This is a genomic window from Pseudomonas sp. B22129, from assembly GCF_044218875.1.
Classification (GTDB): Bacteria; Pseudomonadota; Gammaproteobacteria; order Pseudomonadales; family Pseudomonadaceae; genus Aquipseudomonas.
In genome coordinates, this window is the sequence record NZ_CP162592.1 from 3,875,868 (window position 1) to 3,894,275 (window position 18,408).

Genomic DNA, 18,408 nt, shown 5'->3' on the forward strand with positions numbered 1-18,408 from the left:
TTCAGACCGCTACGGGGTTCGCCTTGTCGACGTTTATCCCGTAGCGGCTGATGGCCTCACTGACTTTTTCGCGGCTAACCACGCCGTCATCTGCCAGCGCCTTCAGGGCCGCCAGCACGATAAAGTGCCGGTCCACTTCAAAGAACTCACGCAAGGTTTCCCGGGTATCCGATTGCCCGAAGCCATCGGTGCCGAGCGCCACGCAGCGGCGGTTGTGCACGAAAGGGCGAATCTGGTCAGCGAACAGTTTCAGGTAGTCCGTCGCAATGACCAGCGGCCCCGTCTTGCCATCGAGGCACTGCTCTACGTAGCTCATGCGCGGCTCCTTTTCCGGGTGCAGCAGGTTCCAGCGTTCCACGGTGTGCCCGTCGCGGCGTAGTTCGGTGAGGCTGGTAGCGCTCCATACGTCGCTTTGCAGGTTGAAGTCGCTGTGAAGCAATTCGGCTGCAGCGATCACCTCGCGCAGGATCGACCCGCTGCCCATCAATTGCACCTGTGCTTGCTCGCTGCCGCTCAGCCGGTACATGCCTTTTAGAATGCCGGTTTCCACGCCTTCGGGCATTGCCGGGTGCGGGTAATTCTCGTTGAGCAGGGTGATGTAGTAGTAAATGTCCTCCTGCTCGACATACATGCGTCGCATGCCTTCGCGAATAATCACCGCCAGCTCGTAGGCAAATGTCGGGTCATAGGACACGCAGCATGGAATCACCGACGACAGGATATGACTGTGCCCATCGTCATGCTGCAAGCCTTCGCCCATCAAGGTAGTACGCCCGGCGGTAGCACCCAGCAGGAAGCCGCGCGCCCGGGCATCACCGGCCGCCCAGGCCAGGTCGCCGACGCGCTGGAAACCGAACATGGAGTAGAAAATATAGAAGGGCACGGTCATCAAGCCGTGGTTGCTGTAAGACGTGCTCGCCGCAATCCACGAGGAAATGGCGCCGGACTCGTTCAGACCTTCCTGCATGATCTGCCCGTCTTTGCTCTCTTTGTAGTAGCTCAGTTGCCCGGCATCCTGCGGGGTGTAGAGCTGGCCGACTGCAGAATGAATACCAATCTGGCGGAACAGACTTTCCATACCGAAGGTGCGCGATTCGTCCGGCACGATGGGCACGATCAGTTTGCCCAGGTGCGGGTCTTTGAGCAGGGTGCCGAGGATGCGCACGAAGGCCATGGTGGTGGAGATGGCGCGGTCGCCGGTGTCGTTGAGCTGGGTGGAGAAAACGCTCAGTTCGGGAATGCGCAGCGACGCTACGGCGCTGTGGCGCGCCGGTACATACCCGCCGAGGGCTTGGCGGCGTGCGGCAAAATAGCGGGCCTGCGCACTGTCGGCGGCGGGTTTGAGGTAGGGGATTTCGTCGAGCTGGTCATCGGCCACGTCCAGGTTGAAACGGTCGCGGAAGGCTTTTATCGCGTCGGCACCCATCTTTTTGAGCTGGTGGTTGATGTTCTGGCCTTCACCGGCCTCACCCATGCCAAAGCCTTTGACGGTCTTCGCCAGTATCACTGTGGGTTGGCTACGGTGGCGTACAGCGGCGGCGTAGGCGTTGTAGACCTTGTCCGGGTCATGGCCGCCGCGTGAGAGTTTCCAGATTTCTTCGTCGGACATGTCCGCAACCAATGCCAGCAACTCCGGGTATTTACCGAAGAAATGTTCGCGCACATAGGCGCCGTTCTGGGACTTGTAGTTCTGATAGTCGCCGTCCACACATTCCATCATGCGTTGGCGCAACAGGCCGCTCTGGTCCTTTTCCAGCAGTGCATCCCAGCCGCCGCCCCAGATCACCTTGATCACATTCCAGCCGGCGGCGCGGTACAGGCTTTCGAATTCCTGAATGACCTTGGCGTTGCCACGTACCGGGCCGTCGAGGCGTTGCAGGTTGCAGTTGACCACGAAGATCAGGTTGTCGAGTTTTTCACGGCCAGCCATGGAGATGGCAGCCAGGGATTCCGGCTGGTCCATCTCGCCATCACCGAGGAAGGCCCAGACCTTGCGGCCCTGGTGGGGTTTCAGCTGGCGAAATTCCAGGTAGCGCATAAACCGCGCTTGATAGGCCGCAGTGATCGGCCCCAGCCCCATGGACACGGTGGGAAATTGCCAGAAGTCCGGCATCAGGCGCGGATGCGGGTAGGACGACAAGCCTTCGCCCCCGGCCTCGCGCCGGAAATTGTCCAACTGGGCTTCGCTGATGCGACCTTCGAGGTAGGCGCGGGCGTAAATGCCCGGCGAGGAATGGCCCTGGATATACACGAGGTCGCCGTCGAAGCTGTCGGTACGGCCACGAAAGAAATGGTCAAAACCTACGTCGTACAGCACGGCGGCTGACGCATAAGTCGCAATATGCCCACCGACGCCCGAGTGTTTGCCGGCACGCAGCACCATCGCCATGGCGTTCCAGCGGATAAACGCATTGGTACTGCGCTCGATTGCCAGGTCGCCGGGGTAGGGCAGTTGGCGGTCCACGGCAATGGTGTTGACGTAAGGGGTGGTCACCCGCCCGTAGAAGTCGCCATGGCGCGCAACGTCGAAATCCAGCAACTGATCAATCAGGTAGTGGGCGCGCGGGCGGCCTTCGGTGGACAGCACCGATTCGATGGACTCAAGCCACTCGCGGGTTTCCTGTGGATCGTCGTCCAGTCTTGCTGCGTTGTTCGGGGTCATGTGAGGCTCCAGGGTCGGTGGATTTCAAGCGGCGTGCTCCTTGTGGGAGTGTGCCAATGTAATTGCAATTGCAACTACATGCCTGAATCTAGCGCGGGATGAGCTACTATTGCAACCTTCTTGAAATTCCCCGGATGGTGTTGCATGTCGTCGAAAGAGCCTGATGTATGGTTCCGTTTTGTCAGGGCCCACAGGACGGTCATCCGTGAAATCGAACGCCGCCTGGCCGACGCTGGCCTGCCGCCGTATGCCTGGTACGACGCGTTATGGGGCCTGGAAAGCGGCCCCGAAGGTACCCGCCGCATGCACGAATTAGCGGATGTGCTGGCGATTGAGCGATACAACCTGACGCGTCTGGTTGATCGCCTGGAAAAGGACGGCCTGGTGGAGCGTTCGCGTTCCGACGGCGATGGTCGTGCGGCGTTTGCCTCGATTACCGATGCCGGGCGGGTATTGCGTAAAAAAATGTGGAAGATTTACGAAAGCACGGTGGATGAGTTGTTCCTGTCGCAGATTGAGCCGGAGCACCGCCAACTGTTTGCCGATACGCTGGAGCGTACGGCGGGGTTGGCGATGGATGCCTGTGTGCAGACCCGAAGCCGGCGCAAAACCTGAAGAGCAAGGAAGATTCAATGCGGGAGCTGGCTTGCCTGCGATGGCTGCCCATGGGCACTGTTGTACAGTTTGACAGGCCGCAATCGCAGGCAAGCCAGCTCCCACAGTTGATCGTGTTCCAACCCATTAAAGTCGATACAGGGCCAGCGCTTCCTCTACCTGCCGGGTACCCATACGTCCCTCATCCGCCAACGCCCTGAGTGCCGACACCACAATCCAATACCGGCTCGGCGCCCCCGCCTGCACCGAACCGGCCCCCAGCGCGACAAAGCGCGCATCCACGTATCCTGCCAACTGATCGACAATCGCTTGCGGGTACCCGGTTACAGCCACCACCGGCGTCACGGTACCGGCCAGGCAATTACGTAAATGGCAGCTGCGTTTCGGCGCCACGGGGTGCAAGCGATTCCAGCGTTCAGCGCTCGCAGCCTCGCGGGCCAAACGGGTATAGCTGGGGCAACTCCACAGCTGCGCCGTGACTTTCCAATCCTGTTCAAGCAATCGCGCGGCCTGCACGACTTCCTCAAAGGCGCGTCCTGCGCCGAGCAACCGCACGGAGCCCGCGTGGCCCCGCCGTATCGGATACATGCCTTTGAGCGCGTCCTCACAGTCTTGCGCATTCAAATGCATTCCATTGTCCCGGTCATGCAACGCCAGGTAATAAAAACCGGGTTTGCTGTCGACATAGAGCGCGCGCAGCGCCGCCAGCACAATGGCCCAGGTTTCCTCGCCGGATGCCGGATCATAGGGCGTGCAATGCGGATGGCTGGCCAGCCAAAGCGGCAGCGACGGTTGGGTTCCCTTGGGCCAAGGCGACGGTTGGTTTTCGATGGCATTGCACAGGATGCCGCGTTGCGCGGTCTCGGCCGAGAGTGCGCACAATTGCACCGAAGATTGCGCGTTGTGCAGATACAGCAGCGGTTTTTCGGGGGTATTGCGTGCGAACCAACTGGGCCAGGTGCCCGCTCGCCGTGAGCGCGACAGGCCTCTTATCACCCAGGCCTGTCGGCTGGACTCCAGGGTGTCGGCGATCGCCATGACGGTGGACAGCGGCGAACTGCGCTGCGGTCCGGCCGCGTTCAACGCATCGATACAACGCTGCGCGGCGAGGGTGGAGAGGGTGGTCATGGGGAGTGGGCACCGTGGCTACGAATGCCCATACCCTAATGGAAATCTGTATTTGATTGCAATTGCAATGATTGCAATCGCGCCTCGAAGCCAAGGTGCTAAATCACCGCAACGCTGCTACGTTTTATCTGCAAGTGCAGGAACGTCATGGCGCCGACATTTTTTCGTCATCACGGCACTTTAGGCTGGGTTTGCAGGTCATTTATCTGCAACCGCTTTTAACCGAGAAGGAGTCCACCATGGACGATTACCAGGAAGAACTGCTGGAGTACCACGCGTTTGAAATGGATCCACTGGATCCGGCTGATGACGCCACCGAGCTGTAAGACCGACTTCAGGCGGAATGCCGCTGACTGCGGCGAAATTCCCCTGGGGTCTGGTTGTTCCACCGCCTGAACGCCCGTTGAAAGGCCTGGGCTGAAGCAAAACCGAGCAAGTAGGCGATTTCGCCGAACGCCAGTTCCGTGTCGCGAATGTAGGTCATGGCCAGGTCGCGGCGGGTATCGTTGAGAATTGCGCGAAACTGAGTGCCTTCGTCGGCCAGTTTGCGGCGCAGCGTCCAGGTTGGCAGCTTCAAGCGTGCCGCCACTTCTTCCAGGTCGGGTTCCCGGCCGCCATTGAGCATCGGCCCGAGCAACCGGGTAATGCGCTCGCGCAGGCTGCGGGTGCGGGTGAGCTGCTCCAACTCCCTTTCACACAGCTGCAACAACAGGTGCCAGGTGCTTGGGCAGTGCTGCGGGTTGCGCAGGGCCAGCGTCGGTTGGTCCAGGCGCAATTGGTTGGCAGCGGCGCCGAATTGCACAGGGCCGTCACCCAATACGTTGTAGTGCTCGCTGTACTGCGGCGCTTCAAACTCAATCTCGATGCGCTGCGCTTGCAGGGGCTGTTGGGCCAGGCTCGACAGTTGGTGCAGCCAGCCGGCGATGATCGAATCCACCACAAAGCGGTTGTAGGCGTTGTACGGGCTGATGGAGTAGAAGCGCAGCCAGGCGCCCTCGGCGTCTTCATGAAAACTCGACTGCCCGCGATAGTTGGAGCCATACAGCGCTTCAAAGCGGGTCAGCGTGCGCGCGGCTTCGCGCACGTTGGGCGCCTGCGCGGCAGTCACGCCGGCCAGCCCCGCCTGGCTCAAACGGCTGAACTGGCCCATGCGCAGGCCCAGGCCCGGGTCGCCGGTGAGCTGGATGGCGGCGTGGCCCAGGCGCATATAGCGCGGGATCGACAACCGTGCGCCAGCTTCGGCAAGGCGCGCCGGGTCCAGGCCGTATTGCAGCAGCAGCGGTTGCGGGTCTACACCGTGGCTATGAATCGCATCGGCCAGGGCTTGCACGAAGCCCACCGACAAATCCCCCAGGCGCACGGGCTTCAAGGCGTTACAACCAGATATTCAGCAAGCGCGCGCCACGGGCATCGCTGTCGGCGGTGACTTGCCCGTTGCTGCTGAGAAAGCTGTGGCCGGCGGTGCCCAAGTCCCAGAACTGCCCGCGCAGGAACACGCTCATGCCGGCCGTAGCATGGCTGATCGGCTGCTGGCTGATCAACGTGAGCCGGCGCCAAGCTTCACCTTCGCTGAGTTCTTCGGGTTTGAGGCTGATTTCAGTGGGCGTGGACACACTTTTAAAGCCGCGCCATGGGCGGTCCCAGGTGTCGCGGCCGGTCACGAGTGCCGGTACTGCAACCAACTGCGCGCCTCTCTCGTTGAGCTTGCGGTAGTTGTCCGGGTACCAGCTGTCACTGCCGATCAGGATGCCCAGGCGCCCGGCCGGGGTGTCGACCACGCTGACGATGTTTTCATCGCCCGGCTCGATAAAGCCGCGCTCATCGTAGATGGGATAGAACTGACGCTGCGGCTGGCCCACCGGCAGACCATCAGCACCAAATACCAGGCTGGCGTTGTACAGCGCGCCATGGCCGATCTGCAATTGCCCGTCGTTTACGCTGGGGTCGGGCAGGGCGATGGAACCGGCTACCAGGGTGACGCCGAACTCTTTGGCCAAACCGCCGAACAGCAATTGGTAGTCGCGGGCCATGGTGGGGGCTTTCATGCGCAGGTAGGCGTCGTCCATGCGGTTGTCGCCAGTGGCACCGAGCCATGCCCGCGCAAACAAAAACGGGTTGCTGGCCGTCAGCCAATTCATCGCGTCTTTAAGGTGGATGGCCTGGTACAGCTCGTTTTTTTCGCCTTTGAGCATCAGCCACGTGCCGATATGTTCCGGCAGCACGACGATGGTTTTTTCATTGATCAGCCCTTGGTCGCGCGCCTTTTGCAAATACGCCGCGAGCTTCAGGTGCAGGCGCTCAACGCTCTGATAATCGGCGGGGAACAGCTCCGGCTGGATGCCGAGCAAATTGCCGCGATCGGCCGGCACGCCTTCATTGACGGCCAGGGTGATACGCAGGTCCGACAGGTAATGCGCCACAGGGCGCTCCTGGGTCCAGACCAGATACGCGGCGACGACGGCAACCAGGGCCATGGTGAGGGTTAACGCTAGAAGTTTACGCATGGGGCAACAGACAACAGACCGGGTGCAGGGTTCGCCGACTAGGGTAGGGCGCGCGGCCTGAGTTGCCAAGGGGCGCTGTGCATTTGGATCAATAACTTGTGAGTTTCGGTCATTGAGCGGTAGGCCAACGACTCTTAGTCTGTGGGACATAAACCGATGGGGTGTCATTCGAATGCCCCACGTCCCGTGATGATCCGTTGTGGAGCTGTACCATGACCGCTGCTGCCTACCCGCACCTGCTGGCCCCGTTGGACCTGGGTTTTACCACCTTGCGCAACCGCACCCTGATGGGCTCGATGCACACCGGCCTTGAAGAAAAACCCGGCGGTTTCGAGCGCATGGCGGCCTACTTTGCCGAACGCGCCCGTGGCGGCGTCGGCTTGATGGTCACCGGCGGTATCGGCCCGAACGATGAAGGTGGCGTGTACGCCGGTGCAGCCAAGCTGACGACCGAGCAAGAAGCGCAACAGCACAAGATCGTGACCCAGGCCGTACACGAAGCGGGCGGCAAGATCTGTATGCAAATCCTCCACGCCGGCCGTTATGCCTACAGCCCCAAGCAGGTGGCACCGAGCGCGATCCAGGCACCGATCAACCCGTTCAAGCCCAAGGAGCTGGACGAGGAGGGCATCGAGAAGCAGATTCAGGATTTCGTTACCTGCTCGCTGCTGGCGCAGGTCGCCGAGTACGACGGCGTGGAAATCATGGGATCGGAAGGCTACTTCATTAACCAGTTTCTCGCCGCGCACACCAACCATCGCACCGACCGTTGGGGTGGCAGCTATGAAAACCGCATGCGCCTGGCGGTGGAGATCGTCAGCCGTGTGCGTGAAGCGGTAGGCCCGAACTTCATCATCATTTTCCGTCTGTCGATGCTTGATCTGGTGGAAGGCGGCAGCACTTGGGAAGAAATCGTGCAACTGGCCAAGGCCATTGAAGGCGCCGGCGCAACCATCATCAACACCGGCATTGGCTGGCACGAAGCGCGTATCCCGACCATCGCCACCAAAGTGCCGCGCGGCGCGTTCAGTAAAGTCACCGCCAAGTTGCGCGGTGCGGTAAAGATTCCGCTGATCACCACCAACCGCATCAACACGCCGGAAATCGCCGAGCAGATCCTGGCCGAGGGCGACGCCGACATGGTGTCGATGGCGCGCCCCTTCCTCGCCGATCCGGAGTTCGTCAACAAGGCGGCTGCCGGGCGTGCCGATGAAATCAATACCTGCATCGGCTGCAACCAGGCCTGCCTGGACCACACGTTCGGCGGCAAGCTGACCACCTGCCTGGTCAACCCGCGGGCGTGCTACGAGACTGAACTCAATTATTTGCCGGTCAAGCAGATCAAGAAAATCGCCGTGGTCGGCGCCGGTCCTGCAGGCCTGGCGGCGGCTACTGTGGCGGCTGAGCGTGGTCATCAAGTGACGTTGTTCGACTCGGCGAGCGAGATTGGCGGCCAGTTCAACATCGCCAAACGCGTGCCGGGCAAGGAAGAGTTTTTCGAAACCCTGCGCTACTTCAAGCGCAAATTGCAGACCACCCACGTCGAGCTGTGCCTCAACACCCGCGTGGACGTTGAACAACTCAAGGCCGGCGGTTATGACGAGATCATCCTTGCCACCGGCATTGCGCCGCGCACGCCGGCCATCCCGGGCGTCGAGAACGCTAAGGTGCTGAGTTACCTGGACGTGATCCTCGAGCGCAAGCCGGTCGGCAAACGTGTGGCCGTGATCGGCGCCGGCGGCATCGGTTTCGACGTGTCGGAATTCCTCGTGCATCAGGGTGTGTCCACCAGCCTGGACCGCGAAGCGTTCTGGAAAGAGTGGGGCATCGACACCCAACTGCAAGCGCGCGGCGGTGTGGCCGGCATCAAGCCGCAACCCCATGCCCCGGCGCGTGAAGTGTTCCTGCTGCAGCGCAAGACCTCCAAGGTCGGCGACGGCCTGGGCAAGACCACCGGCTGGATCCACCGAACTGGCTTGAAGAACAAACAGGTACAGATGCTCAACAGTGTCGAATACCTGAAAATTGACGACGAAGGCCTGCATATCCGTATCGGCGCCGAGGGCGAGCCTCAAGTGCTGGCGGTGGACAACATCGTTATCTGCGCCGGCCAGGACCCGCTGCGCGAGTTGCAGGATGGCCTGGTTGCCGCCGGGCAGAACGTGCACCTGATCGGCGGCGCGGATGTGGCGGCCGAGCTGGATGCCAAGCGCGCGATCAACCAAGGCTCGCGCCTCGCCGCCGAGCTGTAAGAAGAGAGAAGGGGCGGTGTTAGACTACCGCCTCTTTTTTCATGCAGAGCCCTCCCGATGGGTCCATTCGACTGGCTGCCCCACGCGCCCCTTGAGCCCTTGCAACTGGATTGGCTCAAGGGCGTCGAACTGGCCGTGCTGCGCCTGGACCGCATCGACCCGCTGATCAGCGGCAACAAGTGGTTCAAGCTCACCGGGCACCTGGCTCAAGCGCAAACGGCCAAAGGCGTTATCAGCCTGGGCGGCGCCTACTCCAACCATCTGCACGCGCTGGCGGCAGCGGGGAAGCGTTTTGGCTTCCAGACCGTCGGCCTGCTGCGTGGCCACCCGCAAAGCACACCCACTGTCCTCGACCTTGAATCTTTCGGCATGCAGTTGCATTGGCTGGGTTACGGCGGCTATCGCGCGCGCCACGCGCCGGGGTTCTGGCTGCCCTGGCGCGAGAGATATCCCGAGTTGCACCCTGTGCCTGAAGGCGGCGGGGGCAGCGAAGGGGCGTTGGGGTGCGGGGTGTTGGTCGAGCAAGCCCGTGCGCAGTTGAATACCCTGGGCTGGACCGATTACAACGGATGGTGGCTGGCGGCTGGCACCGGAACCACGTTGGCTGGCCTGGCGTTGGCCGAGGCAGGTGCGCACCCGGTCTACGGCGCCATGGCCGTGCCGGACGACCACGGTGTGGCGCAAAACGTAGAGGCCATCGTGCGGGGCGGGTATGAATTGCTGGACGCCAGCCGTGGCGGTTTCGCCAAGGTTGACCCGCCGTTGCTGGACTTCATCAACGCCACAGAGCAAGCCTGTGGTTTACCGCTGGAGCCGCTGTATACCGGCAAGGCGCTGCTGGCGCTCAAAGGTCAGATCGAAGCCGGGCGCTTCGCTCCCGGTACCCGCCTGATCTTTGTCCACACCGGCGGCCTGCAGGGCCGCCGGGGCTTCAACGCCTGATACACAACTCTAGGTGGGAGCTGGCTTGCCTGCGATGGCGATGTGTCAGTCAATGGATTTTCCGACTGACCCACCGCTATCGCGGGCAAGCCCGCTCCTATCCGGCATCATGCGCATCGCCGTGTTATCGCGCAGCACATAGTGATGAACCAGCGCGGCCAGTGCATGCAGCCCGATCAGCCAATAACCGATCTTGCCGAACAGCACATGCCAGCCTTCGATCTGCTTGGCCAATGCCTTGTTTTCCGCGATCAGCGGCGGCAACTCCATGCCATAAAACATCACCGAATGCCCCTCGGCGCTGACAATCAGCCAGCCCGCAATCGGCATGCCGATCATCAAGGCGTACAGCGCAAAGTGCATCAGCGTGGCCAACAGGCTCTGCCATTGTGGCGGCGCGGGCACGATCTTCGGCGCAACCCCCAGGCTGCGCGCAAACAGGCGCAGCCACACCAGTACAAACACGGTGAGGCCGAACATGAAGTGCATTTCGACGATCAGCGTGCGCCCGCCACTGCCTTTGGGGAACTGGCCGCGTAGCTCAATGCAGGCGTAAACCACCGCCAGCAGCACCACCATCAACCAGTGCAACGCGATCGACATGGTGCTGTAGCGCGTATCGGAGTTTTTCCACGGCATCGCTGGGTTCCTCACTCATCAGGGCAAACCTCCATTCTTTTGACGGAGTTCATTAACTGTATGCCGGTTTTGAGCGGTTCGCCTGGCGTGAGTGCCGTTGTTTTGACCTCTGTCAGTGGCTTTGCGGCATTTCACCGCGCGCCAGGCGTTTGTTGATGTCGCTGATGACGGCAGGCAGGTCGTTGAGCGTGTCGATCAGGTAGTGCGGGCGCGAGCCTTCGAACAGGGCCTCGATGCGCTTGCGCTCGCTGGCCAGTGTGGCCGCGTCGAGGGCGCGGAACTGCTCGTAGGTCAGGCCCAGTGCATTGCCGGAACAGGTCAGCGCCACGGTCCACATCCCGGCGCGGCGGCCTTCGAGGATGCCCGGCACGGTGTCGTCGACCTTCACGCAGGCCGCCACATCATCAATGCCCAGCGCGATCACGTTGGCCAGGGCCTGGGCCGGCCACGGGCGGCCATTCGGCACCTCGTCGGTGGCGACCACGTGGTCGGCGATGTAGCCGTTGGTGGCGGCCAGGGCGACGACCTTGTCCATCACCTGCTTGGGGTAGCCGGAGCAAGAGCCGACCTTGATGCCTTGCACGCGCAGGCGGGCGATGGTGTCCAGCGCGCCGGGGATGAGTGCCGAATGCTCGGCGATCTTCTCGATCTGCAAGGGCATGAAGCGTTGGTAGATTGCGGTGACGTCGTCGTCCGTGGGCGTGCGGCCGAAGGCCTTGCGGTAGCGCTCGGCGACTTGCGGTTGGTCGCACAGCGTACGGATATGGTCCCATTTGCCCATGCCCATCGGGCCACGGGCCTCTTCGATGGACACCTGCACGTCGAACTCGGCAAAGGCTTCGACAAAGATCTGCGTGGGGGCAAACGAGCCGAAGTCGACCACGGTGCCGGCCCAGTCGAGGATCACGGCCTGGAGGGTGTTGGGGTTTTCATAGTTCATGGTTGCGATCCAAACGTGGAAGGTTGATGTGCAGTGCGTGCAGGACTTCAGCGATGGCGGCCACGGCGGCGTGCATGTCCGTCGCGTGAACATTGCCGATACAGCCCACGCGGAACGTGTCGACCTGGGTCAACTTGCCCGGGTACAGGATGAAACCCTTGGCCTTGACGCCTTCGTAGAAGTCTTTGAATTGGTAGCGCGGGTCTTGCGGGGCGTGGAAGGTGACGATGATCGGCGCCTGGATCGCCGCCGGCAGAAAGCTGCGCAGGCCCAGTTCGGCCATGCCGTCGAGCAATGCCTGGCAATTGCGTGCGTAACGCCCGTGGCGTGCGGGCAAGCCGCCTTCCTCGGCGTATTGCAGCAACGCCTCGTGCAGGGCCGCAACCACATGGGTCGGCGGGGTGAAGCGCCATTGGCCGGTTTTGGCCATGTAGCTGTGTTGGTCGAACAGGTCCATCGCCAGGGAATGGCAGTTGCCTTGGGCGGCGGCCAGCGCGTGTTTGGCGGCGAAGACAAACCCCATGCCCGGCACGCCTTCCAGGCACTTGCCCGAGGCGGCGATCAGCGCGTCGAAGGGGATTTCACGGGCATCGATCGGCAGTGCGCCGAAGGAGCTCATGGCGTCGATGATCAGGCGCTTGCCGTGGTTTCTCACGACATGGGCGATTTCCGCCAGCGGGTTGAGGATGCCGGTGCTGGTTTCGCAGTGGATCAGCGCCACGTGGGTGATGGCCTTGTCGGCGTGCAGCAGGCGGTCCACATCGGCGGCGGTGGTGGGGAGGTCCTCGGCGGTTTCGAAGGTGCTGAAGTCGCGGCCAATGACTTCGCAAATCTTTGCCAGACGCTTGCCGTAGGCGCCGTTGATCAGCACCAGCACCTTGCCATTGCGCGGCACCAACGTGCCGATGGCCGCTTCGACGGCAAAGGTGCCGCTGCCTTGTAAAGGCACGCAGTGGTGGCTGCCGGCGCCGTGGATGATCGCCAGCAACTGCTCGCAGACACTGGCGGTGAGCTGATTGAAGCGGTCATCCCATGAGCCCCAGTCCACCTGCATCGCCTGGCGGGTGCGGGCCGAGGTGGTCAAGGGGCCGGGTGTCAGCAGGATGGGCGCGGGGGTGGTCATCTCAAATCCTCGTAAAACTAGGGCTGAATCTACGGCGCCTAAATTGCAGTTTGGCTTGTCATCAATCAAATTGTTTGTTGTTATGCGAGCTATCAGTGAGGCCGATAGCCATGAATTTGTTTCAACTGCGTGCATTCGATGCCGTGGCCCGTGAGGGCAGTTTTACCCGGGCCGCCACGCGGCTGTTTATCAGCCAGCCGGCGGTGACCGGGCATATCAAGGCGCTTGAGGAGCACTACCAGATCCCGCTGCTGCGCCGGACTGCGCGGCGGGTGGAGTTGACCGAGGAAGGCACGCGCCTGGCGGCCATCACCCGGGCGATCTTTGGCCTGGTGGATGAGGCGCAGACCCTGCTGGAGGCCAATCGCCAACTGCTCACCGGGCGTCTTGAAGTGGCGGCGGATGGCCCGCATCTGGTGATGCCGATGATTGCGCGGCTGCGCGAGCGGTACCCGGGCATCACGGTGAACCTGCGCCTGGGTAACGCCCAGGAAACCCTCGCAGCGCTGCTGTCCGAACATGCGGATGTGGCAGTGCTGACCGAAGTGGAGCCGCGCAACGGCCTGCATCTGCAACCGCTCGGCGAATCAAGGATCTGCGCGCTGGTGCCGGCGGGGCATCCTTGGCTGGCCGAACCAGAGGGCATCTGCCTGGAGCAATTGCACGAGGTGATCATGGTGCTGCGCGAGCCCAGCTCCATCACCCGCCGCACCTTTGATGAAGCCTGTGCCTCGGCGGGTGTGAAGCCCAGGGTGCTGCTGGAGCTGGACAGCCGTGAGGCCGTGACGGAGGCCGTCGCCGCCGAGTTGGGGGTTGGGGTGGTGTCATCGATGGAGGTCAGCCGCGACCCCCGGGTGCATGCCATTCCGTTGCAGGGCGAAGGGCTGGTCAACCGGCACATGCTCGGTTGCATGGAGCGGCGCCGCGCGTTACGCCTGATCCAGGCGTTTTTCGAGTTGGCGTCGTGACGGTTTTTTGCTGGAACGATCTTTTCCTGCCCTATAAACTCTGCCCCCAAAGCGCCGGCCAGTAGACGTTTCGGCGCGATGGACGAGAAGAGAGTGAGTCATGGGCGCACAGTGGAAAGTCAAACATAAAGAAGCGGCATCCAATGCCAAGGGCAAGATCTTTGGCAAGCTGGTGAAAGAAATCACCATCGCCGCCCGCAACGGCGCCGACGTTGCGACCAACGCCCACCTGCGTCTGGTGGTGGAGCAGGCCAAAAAAGCCTCGATGCCCAAGGAAACCCTGGAGCGCGCCATCAAGAAAGGCGCCGGCCTGCTGGGTGAAACCGTGCAGTACCACCGCGTGACGTATGAAGGGTTCGCGCCGCACCAGGTGCCGCTGATCGTCGAGTGCGTGACCGACAACATCAACCGCACCGTGGCTGAAATCCGCGTGGCCTTCCGCAAGGGCCAATTGGGCGCTTCCGGCTCGGTGGCCTGGGACTTCAACCACGTCGGCCTGATCGAAGCCTCGCCGGATACCCCGGACGCTGACCCGGAAATGGCCGCTATTGAAGCCGGTGCGCAGGATTTCGAAGACGGCGAAGAAGAAGGCGCCACCTTGTTCATCACCGAGACCACCGACCTGGATGCCGTGCAAAAAGCCTTGCCGGAGCAGGGTTTCACCGTGCTGTCGGCCAAGTTGGGTTACATCTCGAAAAACCCGGTCAGCGGTTTGACCGATGAGCAGATGGCCGAAGTTGAGGCCTTCCTGGAAGGCCTGGACAACCATGACGACGTGCAGGATATGTTTGTCGGCCTGGCGGGCTGATTACTAGCTGAAGAAACCCTGTCCAAATGTGGGAGCGGGCTTGCTCGCGAAGGCGGACTGTCAGTTGACCGATTAATTGACTGATACACCGTATTCGCGAGCAAGCCCGCTCCCACATGGGGTTAGTGGTGTTGGATAGAGTTGAGCATTGCCTCGATTTCCTCAAACCCAGGCCGCGCCAGTACATCCGGCTGACAGCAAGCCGCCTGCAGAGCGTTGAGCGCGTCATCTTTCACCCCGTCAACCCGCTCCAGCAACTCCCCCAGCAACACCCCGAATGCGCGCACTTCAATGCGCTGCAACGCCCGTGTTTCCAGGGTGTCTGCCGTGGCATGGAATGACGCCGCGCCAAAATCCCCCAGCAGGCAATCGCCCGCTTCATTCCACAAAATATTGTGGCCGTACAAGTCGCCATGGGTGATGCCGTGCCGGTGCAGGTGGGCTGCCACTGAAGCCACGCCCCGCGCCATGCGTAACGCCACTTGCGGGCTGAATCGAGTCGTTGGCGCGTAGATATCGCGGGTGCACGACGCCAGGCTCGGCAAGGCCGCCAGGTTGCGGTAGCTCGGCTCGATCAGGTCCATCACCAGCGCGGCCTGGTCATCCGGGTGGCCGATCACGCGGCCTTCCACCTTGATCAGGTTCGGGTGCAACCCGGCGGCGATGCAGGCCTGCATTTCGTGCAGCGGCGAGCCGTCGCTGGTGATCGTGCCTTTATACAGTTTGACCGCGACTGGCTTGGCCGCAGGCTTCCACAGCGCCTTGCGGATAATCCCCGAAGCGCCTTCGCCCAGTACCTCGCCCAGTTCCAGTTCAGGCCAGGGAATATCCGGCGTCGCGTCATCAGCCGCCACGTCCACCGCCATTTCCACCGGATTGCCCGCATAGGCCAGCCAGGTCAGGCCTGGCATCGTCAGCAGCCACGGCGGCAACTGGGTGAAACGGTTGGCGGCGATGCGCAGCAATTCGAGGTTGTGGCACTGCGCCAGGCTTGGCGGCAACTGGGCCAATTGGTTACCGGCCAGCATGAGTTTTTGCAGCAACGGCCGCTCGCCCAGTTCAGCGGGCAGTTGGCTGATGAGGTTGTCGGTGAGGATCAGCCAGCGCAGCTGCGGCGGCAGGGCGGCGGCGGGTACTCGGCTGATCTGGTTGGCCTTGAAGCCGATCATGCTCAGCTTTTCGCACTGGCCCAAGCACTCCGGCAGCTCGGTAAAAGCATTGTCCGAACAGAACAACACGCGCAGGTGCGTCAGGCGGTGCAGGTCGTCGGGCAGGCTGCTCAGGGCGTTGCCCGTGAGGTTGAGGATTTCCAGGGTGTCGGCCAGTTCGAAGATTTCCCGGGGGAACTCGGTCAGCCCGCAGGCCAGGTCCAGGCGCGTGATGCCGGCCAATTGGCCGGCCTTGAGTTGGGCGAGGGTATTCATGAACGGCGCGGCTACTCGGCTAAAGGGCGTAAATGGCGCTCATGATACCGGGTCGGATGCGTGTTGCGGGCTGGCCTTTTGTAATTGATGCAGGCGGCTGGCGGTGCGGGCGAGGTCGATGGCTTGGCCGCTCAAGGCAGTGTCCAGCGACTGCTCGCCGATCAGGGTCAGCCGTTTGTCGCGGTCGTAAAGCACGTCCACCAGGTTGATAAACCGCTGCTGCACGGCGATCGGGCAGTCCGCCAGCAGTGGCAGGCCGTCGATGATCCAGTGGTCGTAGTCCTGGCACAGCAGCAGGTAATCCATCACGGCAGTGAGCTGTTCGCAAAGATCATTGAAGGTAAAGGCGATGGTGCGCGCGCCATGGCTACGGCAAGTCAATTGCCGGGTGCCGACCGTCAAGGGCTGCGGCGGGCAATCCGTGCTCGGCAGGCCCAGCGCCTGGCGTTGTGACGCCGTGCCCGGCCAAACGTACTGCCCGCTGGTAAAGCGTTGTGAACTGCGGGCCTGGGGCAAGCTGCGAAAGTCCTGCGGCGAGCTGACTTCCAGCACGTCCATGCGCGCGGCGATCAGGTCGATGACCGGTTTGAAACGTTCGTGGTACAGCGGGTTGGGCAGCAAGCCTGCGGGCGGGTAGTTGGACGTTACCAGCACCAGCACGCCCCGCTTGAACAAGGCCTTGAACAGGCGGCTGATCAGCATGGCATCGCCGATATCGTGGACATGGAACTCGTCGAAACACAGCACCCGGCAGCCCGCCAGCAGTTCGTCGAGGGTCACGGCCAGGGCGTCGTCGTGTTCGCGGTGCTTGAACATGCCGCGATGCAGCCGCGCGAAAAACTCGTGAAAGTGCACGCGCTGCTTCTCGGCAACCGGCAACGCCTGGAAAAACCCATCGAGCAGCCAGCTTTTGCCACGCCCTACCGGGCCGTGCAGGTACAGGCTGCGCGCCGGTTGGCCCGCGAGCAGGTGCGCGGTTTCACGGGCCAGCGCCGCAATGGCTTGGGACTGGCCGCTGCTGAGGGTGTAGCCCTGCTGTTTTGCCCTGTTCTGGAAAAACGCCGGGATGGGGGTGTCGGCAGGGCTCTGGGTTTTTTTACCGAGCAGGCGCTGGATCAGGGAAAGCACGGCCAAGGCGGGTCACTCTGTGTTTCGGTGGTCGCTCACTTTAGGGCGAGCCGGGCGATTTGACCAATAGAGAAGGGGCCCTCCAGCTATGCCGAAAAGGCATGGCGTGGGCGCAATCCCGTCTGGACTGGCAGTTTCCCTCTTAATGACTAACCTCATACACAGCAGTCACCCCTGTATAAGGAATTGGGGCAGTGAAGGGACCCGCGGTATTGGCAGTCATGGGCGCGATGCTTTGCAGCTCGGCCGGCGCTGCGCAGCTCCAGGTGGAGGTGCGCATCGACGTGCAGCGCGGCTGCCAGCTGGTGGGCACCACCCGCAGCGCTGGCATCGAGCAACTTGGCGTATTGGATTTCGGCAGCGGCCCGCGTCTGGATGACCCGGCCGGGCCCCTGAGTGCGGCCCTGATCAGCCAGCGCCAGCCGCGCCTGGAATGCAACCCCGACACCCCTTATCAAATGCGCGTTGACGGCGGCTTGCACGGTGGCGTCGGTGAGGTGCGCTATCTGAGCGCGGCGAGCCCGTCGAGCAAACCCATTCCTTATCGCATCTACGCCGACGCCGCGCGGTTGATTCCGTTGCCGGTGGACGTGCCGGTCAGTGGCCGCGTGCCGGATTCCGGCTCGGTGGATTTGCCGCTGTATGGCCGCATCGAGCCGCTCAAGGCTATTCCCGCCGTCGGCCGCTATTCCGACCTGCTCAAGGTCACCGTCACATGGTAAGCCGCTACCTGGCCGTGATGGCCCTGGGCGGCTTGTTGCTGCTGGCCGATGACGCCCAGGCGGCGGCCGTGAGCGGGCAGATCCATGCGCGGCTGGTGATCACCGCCAGTTGCGAGGTGAGTAAAGGCAGTGACAGCGCCCCGGTCAGCCCCAACGGCGGCACCGCGCTGCTGGATTTCGGCAGCCAGGGGCCGACCTGGAACAACACCTTGGGCGCCGGTATTTCCGACGGTGACAAGGCGCCGCTGGCCGTGTCGTGCAACCCCTCGGTTTCAAGCTTCACCGTGACCATTGACGGTGGCACCAACGGCGATGGCACCACGCGGCGCTTGAGCAACGGGCGTCAGACCATTCCTTATCGACTGTCTGCCGACCCTCAGGGGCGCAGCAGTTACAGCATCGGGCAACAACGCAATTTTGTCGTGGCCAGGGGGACACAAATACCGATCCCGGTATTCGGCTCCGTGGTGGCAAATACCAGTGCCTTGCCGGCAGGGATCTACACCGACACGTTGACGGTGACACTGGACTGGTAAATCAAGAGGATGAACAT

The 18,408-nt window shown here is 62.2% G+C and carries 17 protein-coding genes; 8 read left to right on the forward strand and 9 right to left on the reverse strand.

Going from position 1 to position 18,408, the window contains the following annotated elements; translation table 11 throughout:
- Position 1: 1 nt before the first annotated feature.
- Positions 2-2,662 carry a pyruvate dehydrogenase (acetyl-transferring), homodimeric type gene (gene aceE / locus AB4P94_RS17910; RefSeq protein ID WP_395606701.1) on the reverse strand — a complete coding sequence of 887 codons (2,661 nt, stop codon included), beginning with the start codon at positions 2,660-2,662 and terminating at the stop codon, positions 2-4.
- Between the two features lie 144 nt (positions 2,663-2,806).
- Here aceE and AB4P94_RS17915 point away from each other — a divergent pair, with 144 nt between their 5' ends.
- Complete coding sequence (locus AB4P94_RS17915) at positions 2,807-3,277, forward strand: MarR family winged helix-turn-helix transcriptional regulator (protein WP_395606702.1); 471 nt, start codon at positions 2,807-2,809, stop codon at positions 3,275-3,277.
- 126 nt (positions 3,278-3,403) lie between these two features.
- Here the strand turns inward: AB4P94_RS17915 and AB4P94_RS17920 are convergent, their stop codons facing one another.
- Positions 3,404-4,405 (reverse strand): transketolase-like TK C-terminal-containing protein, encoded by a 1,002-nt coding sequence (locus AB4P94_RS17920; RefSeq protein ID WP_395606703.1) that lies wholly within the window; start codon positions 4,403-4,405, stop codon positions 3,404-3,406.
- Positions 4,406-4,500: 95 nt separating this feature from the next.
- On the opposite strand from AB4P94_RS17920, the gene AB4P94_RS17925 reads away from it, so the two are divergent.
- Entirely contained in the window at positions 4,501-4,731 is a 231-nt protein-coding gene (locus AB4P94_RS17925) for a hypothetical protein (protein WP_395606704.1), read from the forward strand.
- 8 nt (positions 4,732-4,739) lie between these two features.
- On the opposite strand, the gene AB4P94_RS17930 is transcribed toward AB4P94_RS17925, so the two are convergent.
- Positions 4,740-5,774, reverse strand: a complete 1,035-nt coding sequence (locus tag AB4P94_RS17930) for an AraC family transcriptional regulator (RefSeq protein ID WP_395606705.1) — start codon at positions 5,772-5,774, stop codon at positions 4,740-4,742.
- A gap of 4 nt (positions 5,775-5,778) precedes the next feature.
- Positions 5,779-6,909: a carbon-nitrogen hydrolase family protein gene (locus AB4P94_RS17935; RefSeq protein WP_395606706.1), complete on the reverse strand. Its 1,131-nt coding sequence runs from the start codon at positions 6,907-6,909 to the stop codon at positions 5,779-5,781.
- A 212-nt stretch (positions 6,910-7,121) separates the two neighbouring features.
- Between AB4P94_RS17935 and AB4P94_RS17940 the strand changes: the two genes are divergently transcribed.
- Complete coding sequence (locus AB4P94_RS17940; protein WP_395606707.1) at positions 7,122-9,161, forward strand: FAD-dependent oxidoreductase; 2,040 nt, start codon at positions 7,122-7,124, stop codon at positions 9,159-9,161.
- Positions 9,162-9,218: 57 nt separating this feature from the next.
- Complete coding sequence (locus tag AB4P94_RS17945; RefSeq protein WP_395606708.1) at positions 9,219-10,103, forward strand: 1-aminocyclopropane-1-carboxylate deaminase/D-cysteine desulfhydrase; 885 nt, start codon at positions 9,219-9,221, stop codon at positions 10,101-10,103.
- Positions 10,104-10,148: 45 nt separating this feature from the next.
- Here AB4P94_RS17945 and AB4P94_RS17950 read toward each other — a convergent pair whose 3' ends face one another.
- The 3 genes from AB4P94_RS17950 to AB4P94_RS17960 all read right to left on the reverse strand — a co-directional run bounded on the left by AB4P94_RS17950 (position 10,149) and on the right by AB4P94_RS17960 (position 12,805).
- Positions 10,149-10,742: a cytochrome b gene (locus tag AB4P94_RS17950; protein WP_395606709.1), complete on the reverse strand. Its 594-nt coding sequence runs from the start codon at positions 10,740-10,742 to the stop codon at positions 10,149-10,151.
- Positions 10,743-10,854: 112 nt separating this feature from the next.
- The gene (gene phnX, locus AB4P94_RS17955) at positions 10,855-11,682 is read right to left on the reverse strand and encodes a phosphonoacetaldehyde hydrolase (RefSeq protein ID WP_395606710.1); all 828 of its coding nucleotides are present in this window, start codon (positions 11,680-11,682) and stop codon (positions 10,855-10,857) included.
- The gene (locus AB4P94_RS17960; RefSeq protein WP_395606711.1) at positions 11,672-12,805 is read right to left on the reverse strand and encodes a 2-aminoethylphosphonate--pyruvate transaminase; all 1,134 of its coding nucleotides are present in this window, start codon (positions 12,803-12,805) and stop codon (positions 11,672-11,674) included. Before AB4P94_RS17960 ends, phnX begins: the two co-directional genes overlap by 11 nt.
- A 110-nt stretch (positions 12,806-12,915) precedes the next feature.
- On the opposite strand from AB4P94_RS17960, the gene AB4P94_RS17965 reads away from it, so the two are divergent.
- Both AB4P94_RS17965 and AB4P94_RS17970 read left to right on the forward strand, forming a co-directional pair.
- A complete protein-coding gene (locus tag AB4P94_RS17965) occupies positions 12,916-13,773 on the forward strand; it encodes a LysR substrate-binding domain-containing protein (protein ID WP_395606712.1) in 858 nt (285 codons plus the stop codon).
- Between the two features lie 100 nt (positions 13,774-13,873).
- The gene (locus AB4P94_RS17970) at positions 13,874-14,581 is read left to right on the forward strand and encodes a YebC/PmpR family DNA-binding transcriptional regulator (protein WP_395606713.1); all 708 of its coding nucleotides are present in this window, start codon (positions 13,874-13,876) and stop codon (positions 14,579-14,581) included.
- A gap of 122 nt (positions 14,582-14,703) precedes the next feature.
- Here the strand turns inward: AB4P94_RS17970 and AB4P94_RS17975 are convergent, their stop codons facing one another.
- Together AB4P94_RS17975 and zapE are read right to left on the reverse strand one after the other, a co-directional pair.
- Positions 14,704-16,005: a protein kinase gene (locus tag AB4P94_RS17975; RefSeq protein WP_395606714.1), complete on the reverse strand. Its 1,302-nt coding sequence runs from the start codon at positions 16,003-16,005 to the stop codon at positions 14,704-14,706.
- Between the two features lie 39 nt (positions 16,006-16,044).
- Complete coding sequence (gene zapE / locus AB4P94_RS17980; protein ID WP_395606715.1) at positions 16,045-17,139, reverse strand: cell division protein ZapE; 1,095 nt, start codon at positions 17,137-17,139, stop codon at positions 16,045-16,047.
- A gap of 215 nt (positions 17,140-17,354) precedes the next feature.
- Here zapE and AB4P94_RS17985 point away from each other — a divergent pair, with 215 nt between their 5' ends.
- Together AB4P94_RS17985 and AB4P94_RS17990 are read left to right on the forward strand one after the other, a co-directional pair.
- Positions 17,355-17,855, forward strand: a complete 501-nt coding sequence (locus AB4P94_RS17985; protein ID WP_395611354.1) for a spore coat U domain-containing protein — start codon at positions 17,355-17,357, stop codon at positions 17,853-17,855.
- Complete coding sequence (locus AB4P94_RS17990) at positions 17,849-18,391, forward strand: spore coat protein U domain-containing protein (protein ID WP_395606716.1); 543 nt, start codon at positions 17,849-17,851, stop codon at positions 18,389-18,391. Before AB4P94_RS17985 ends, AB4P94_RS17990 begins: the two co-directional genes overlap by 7 nt.
- Positions 18,392-18,408 lie beyond the last annotated feature (17 nt).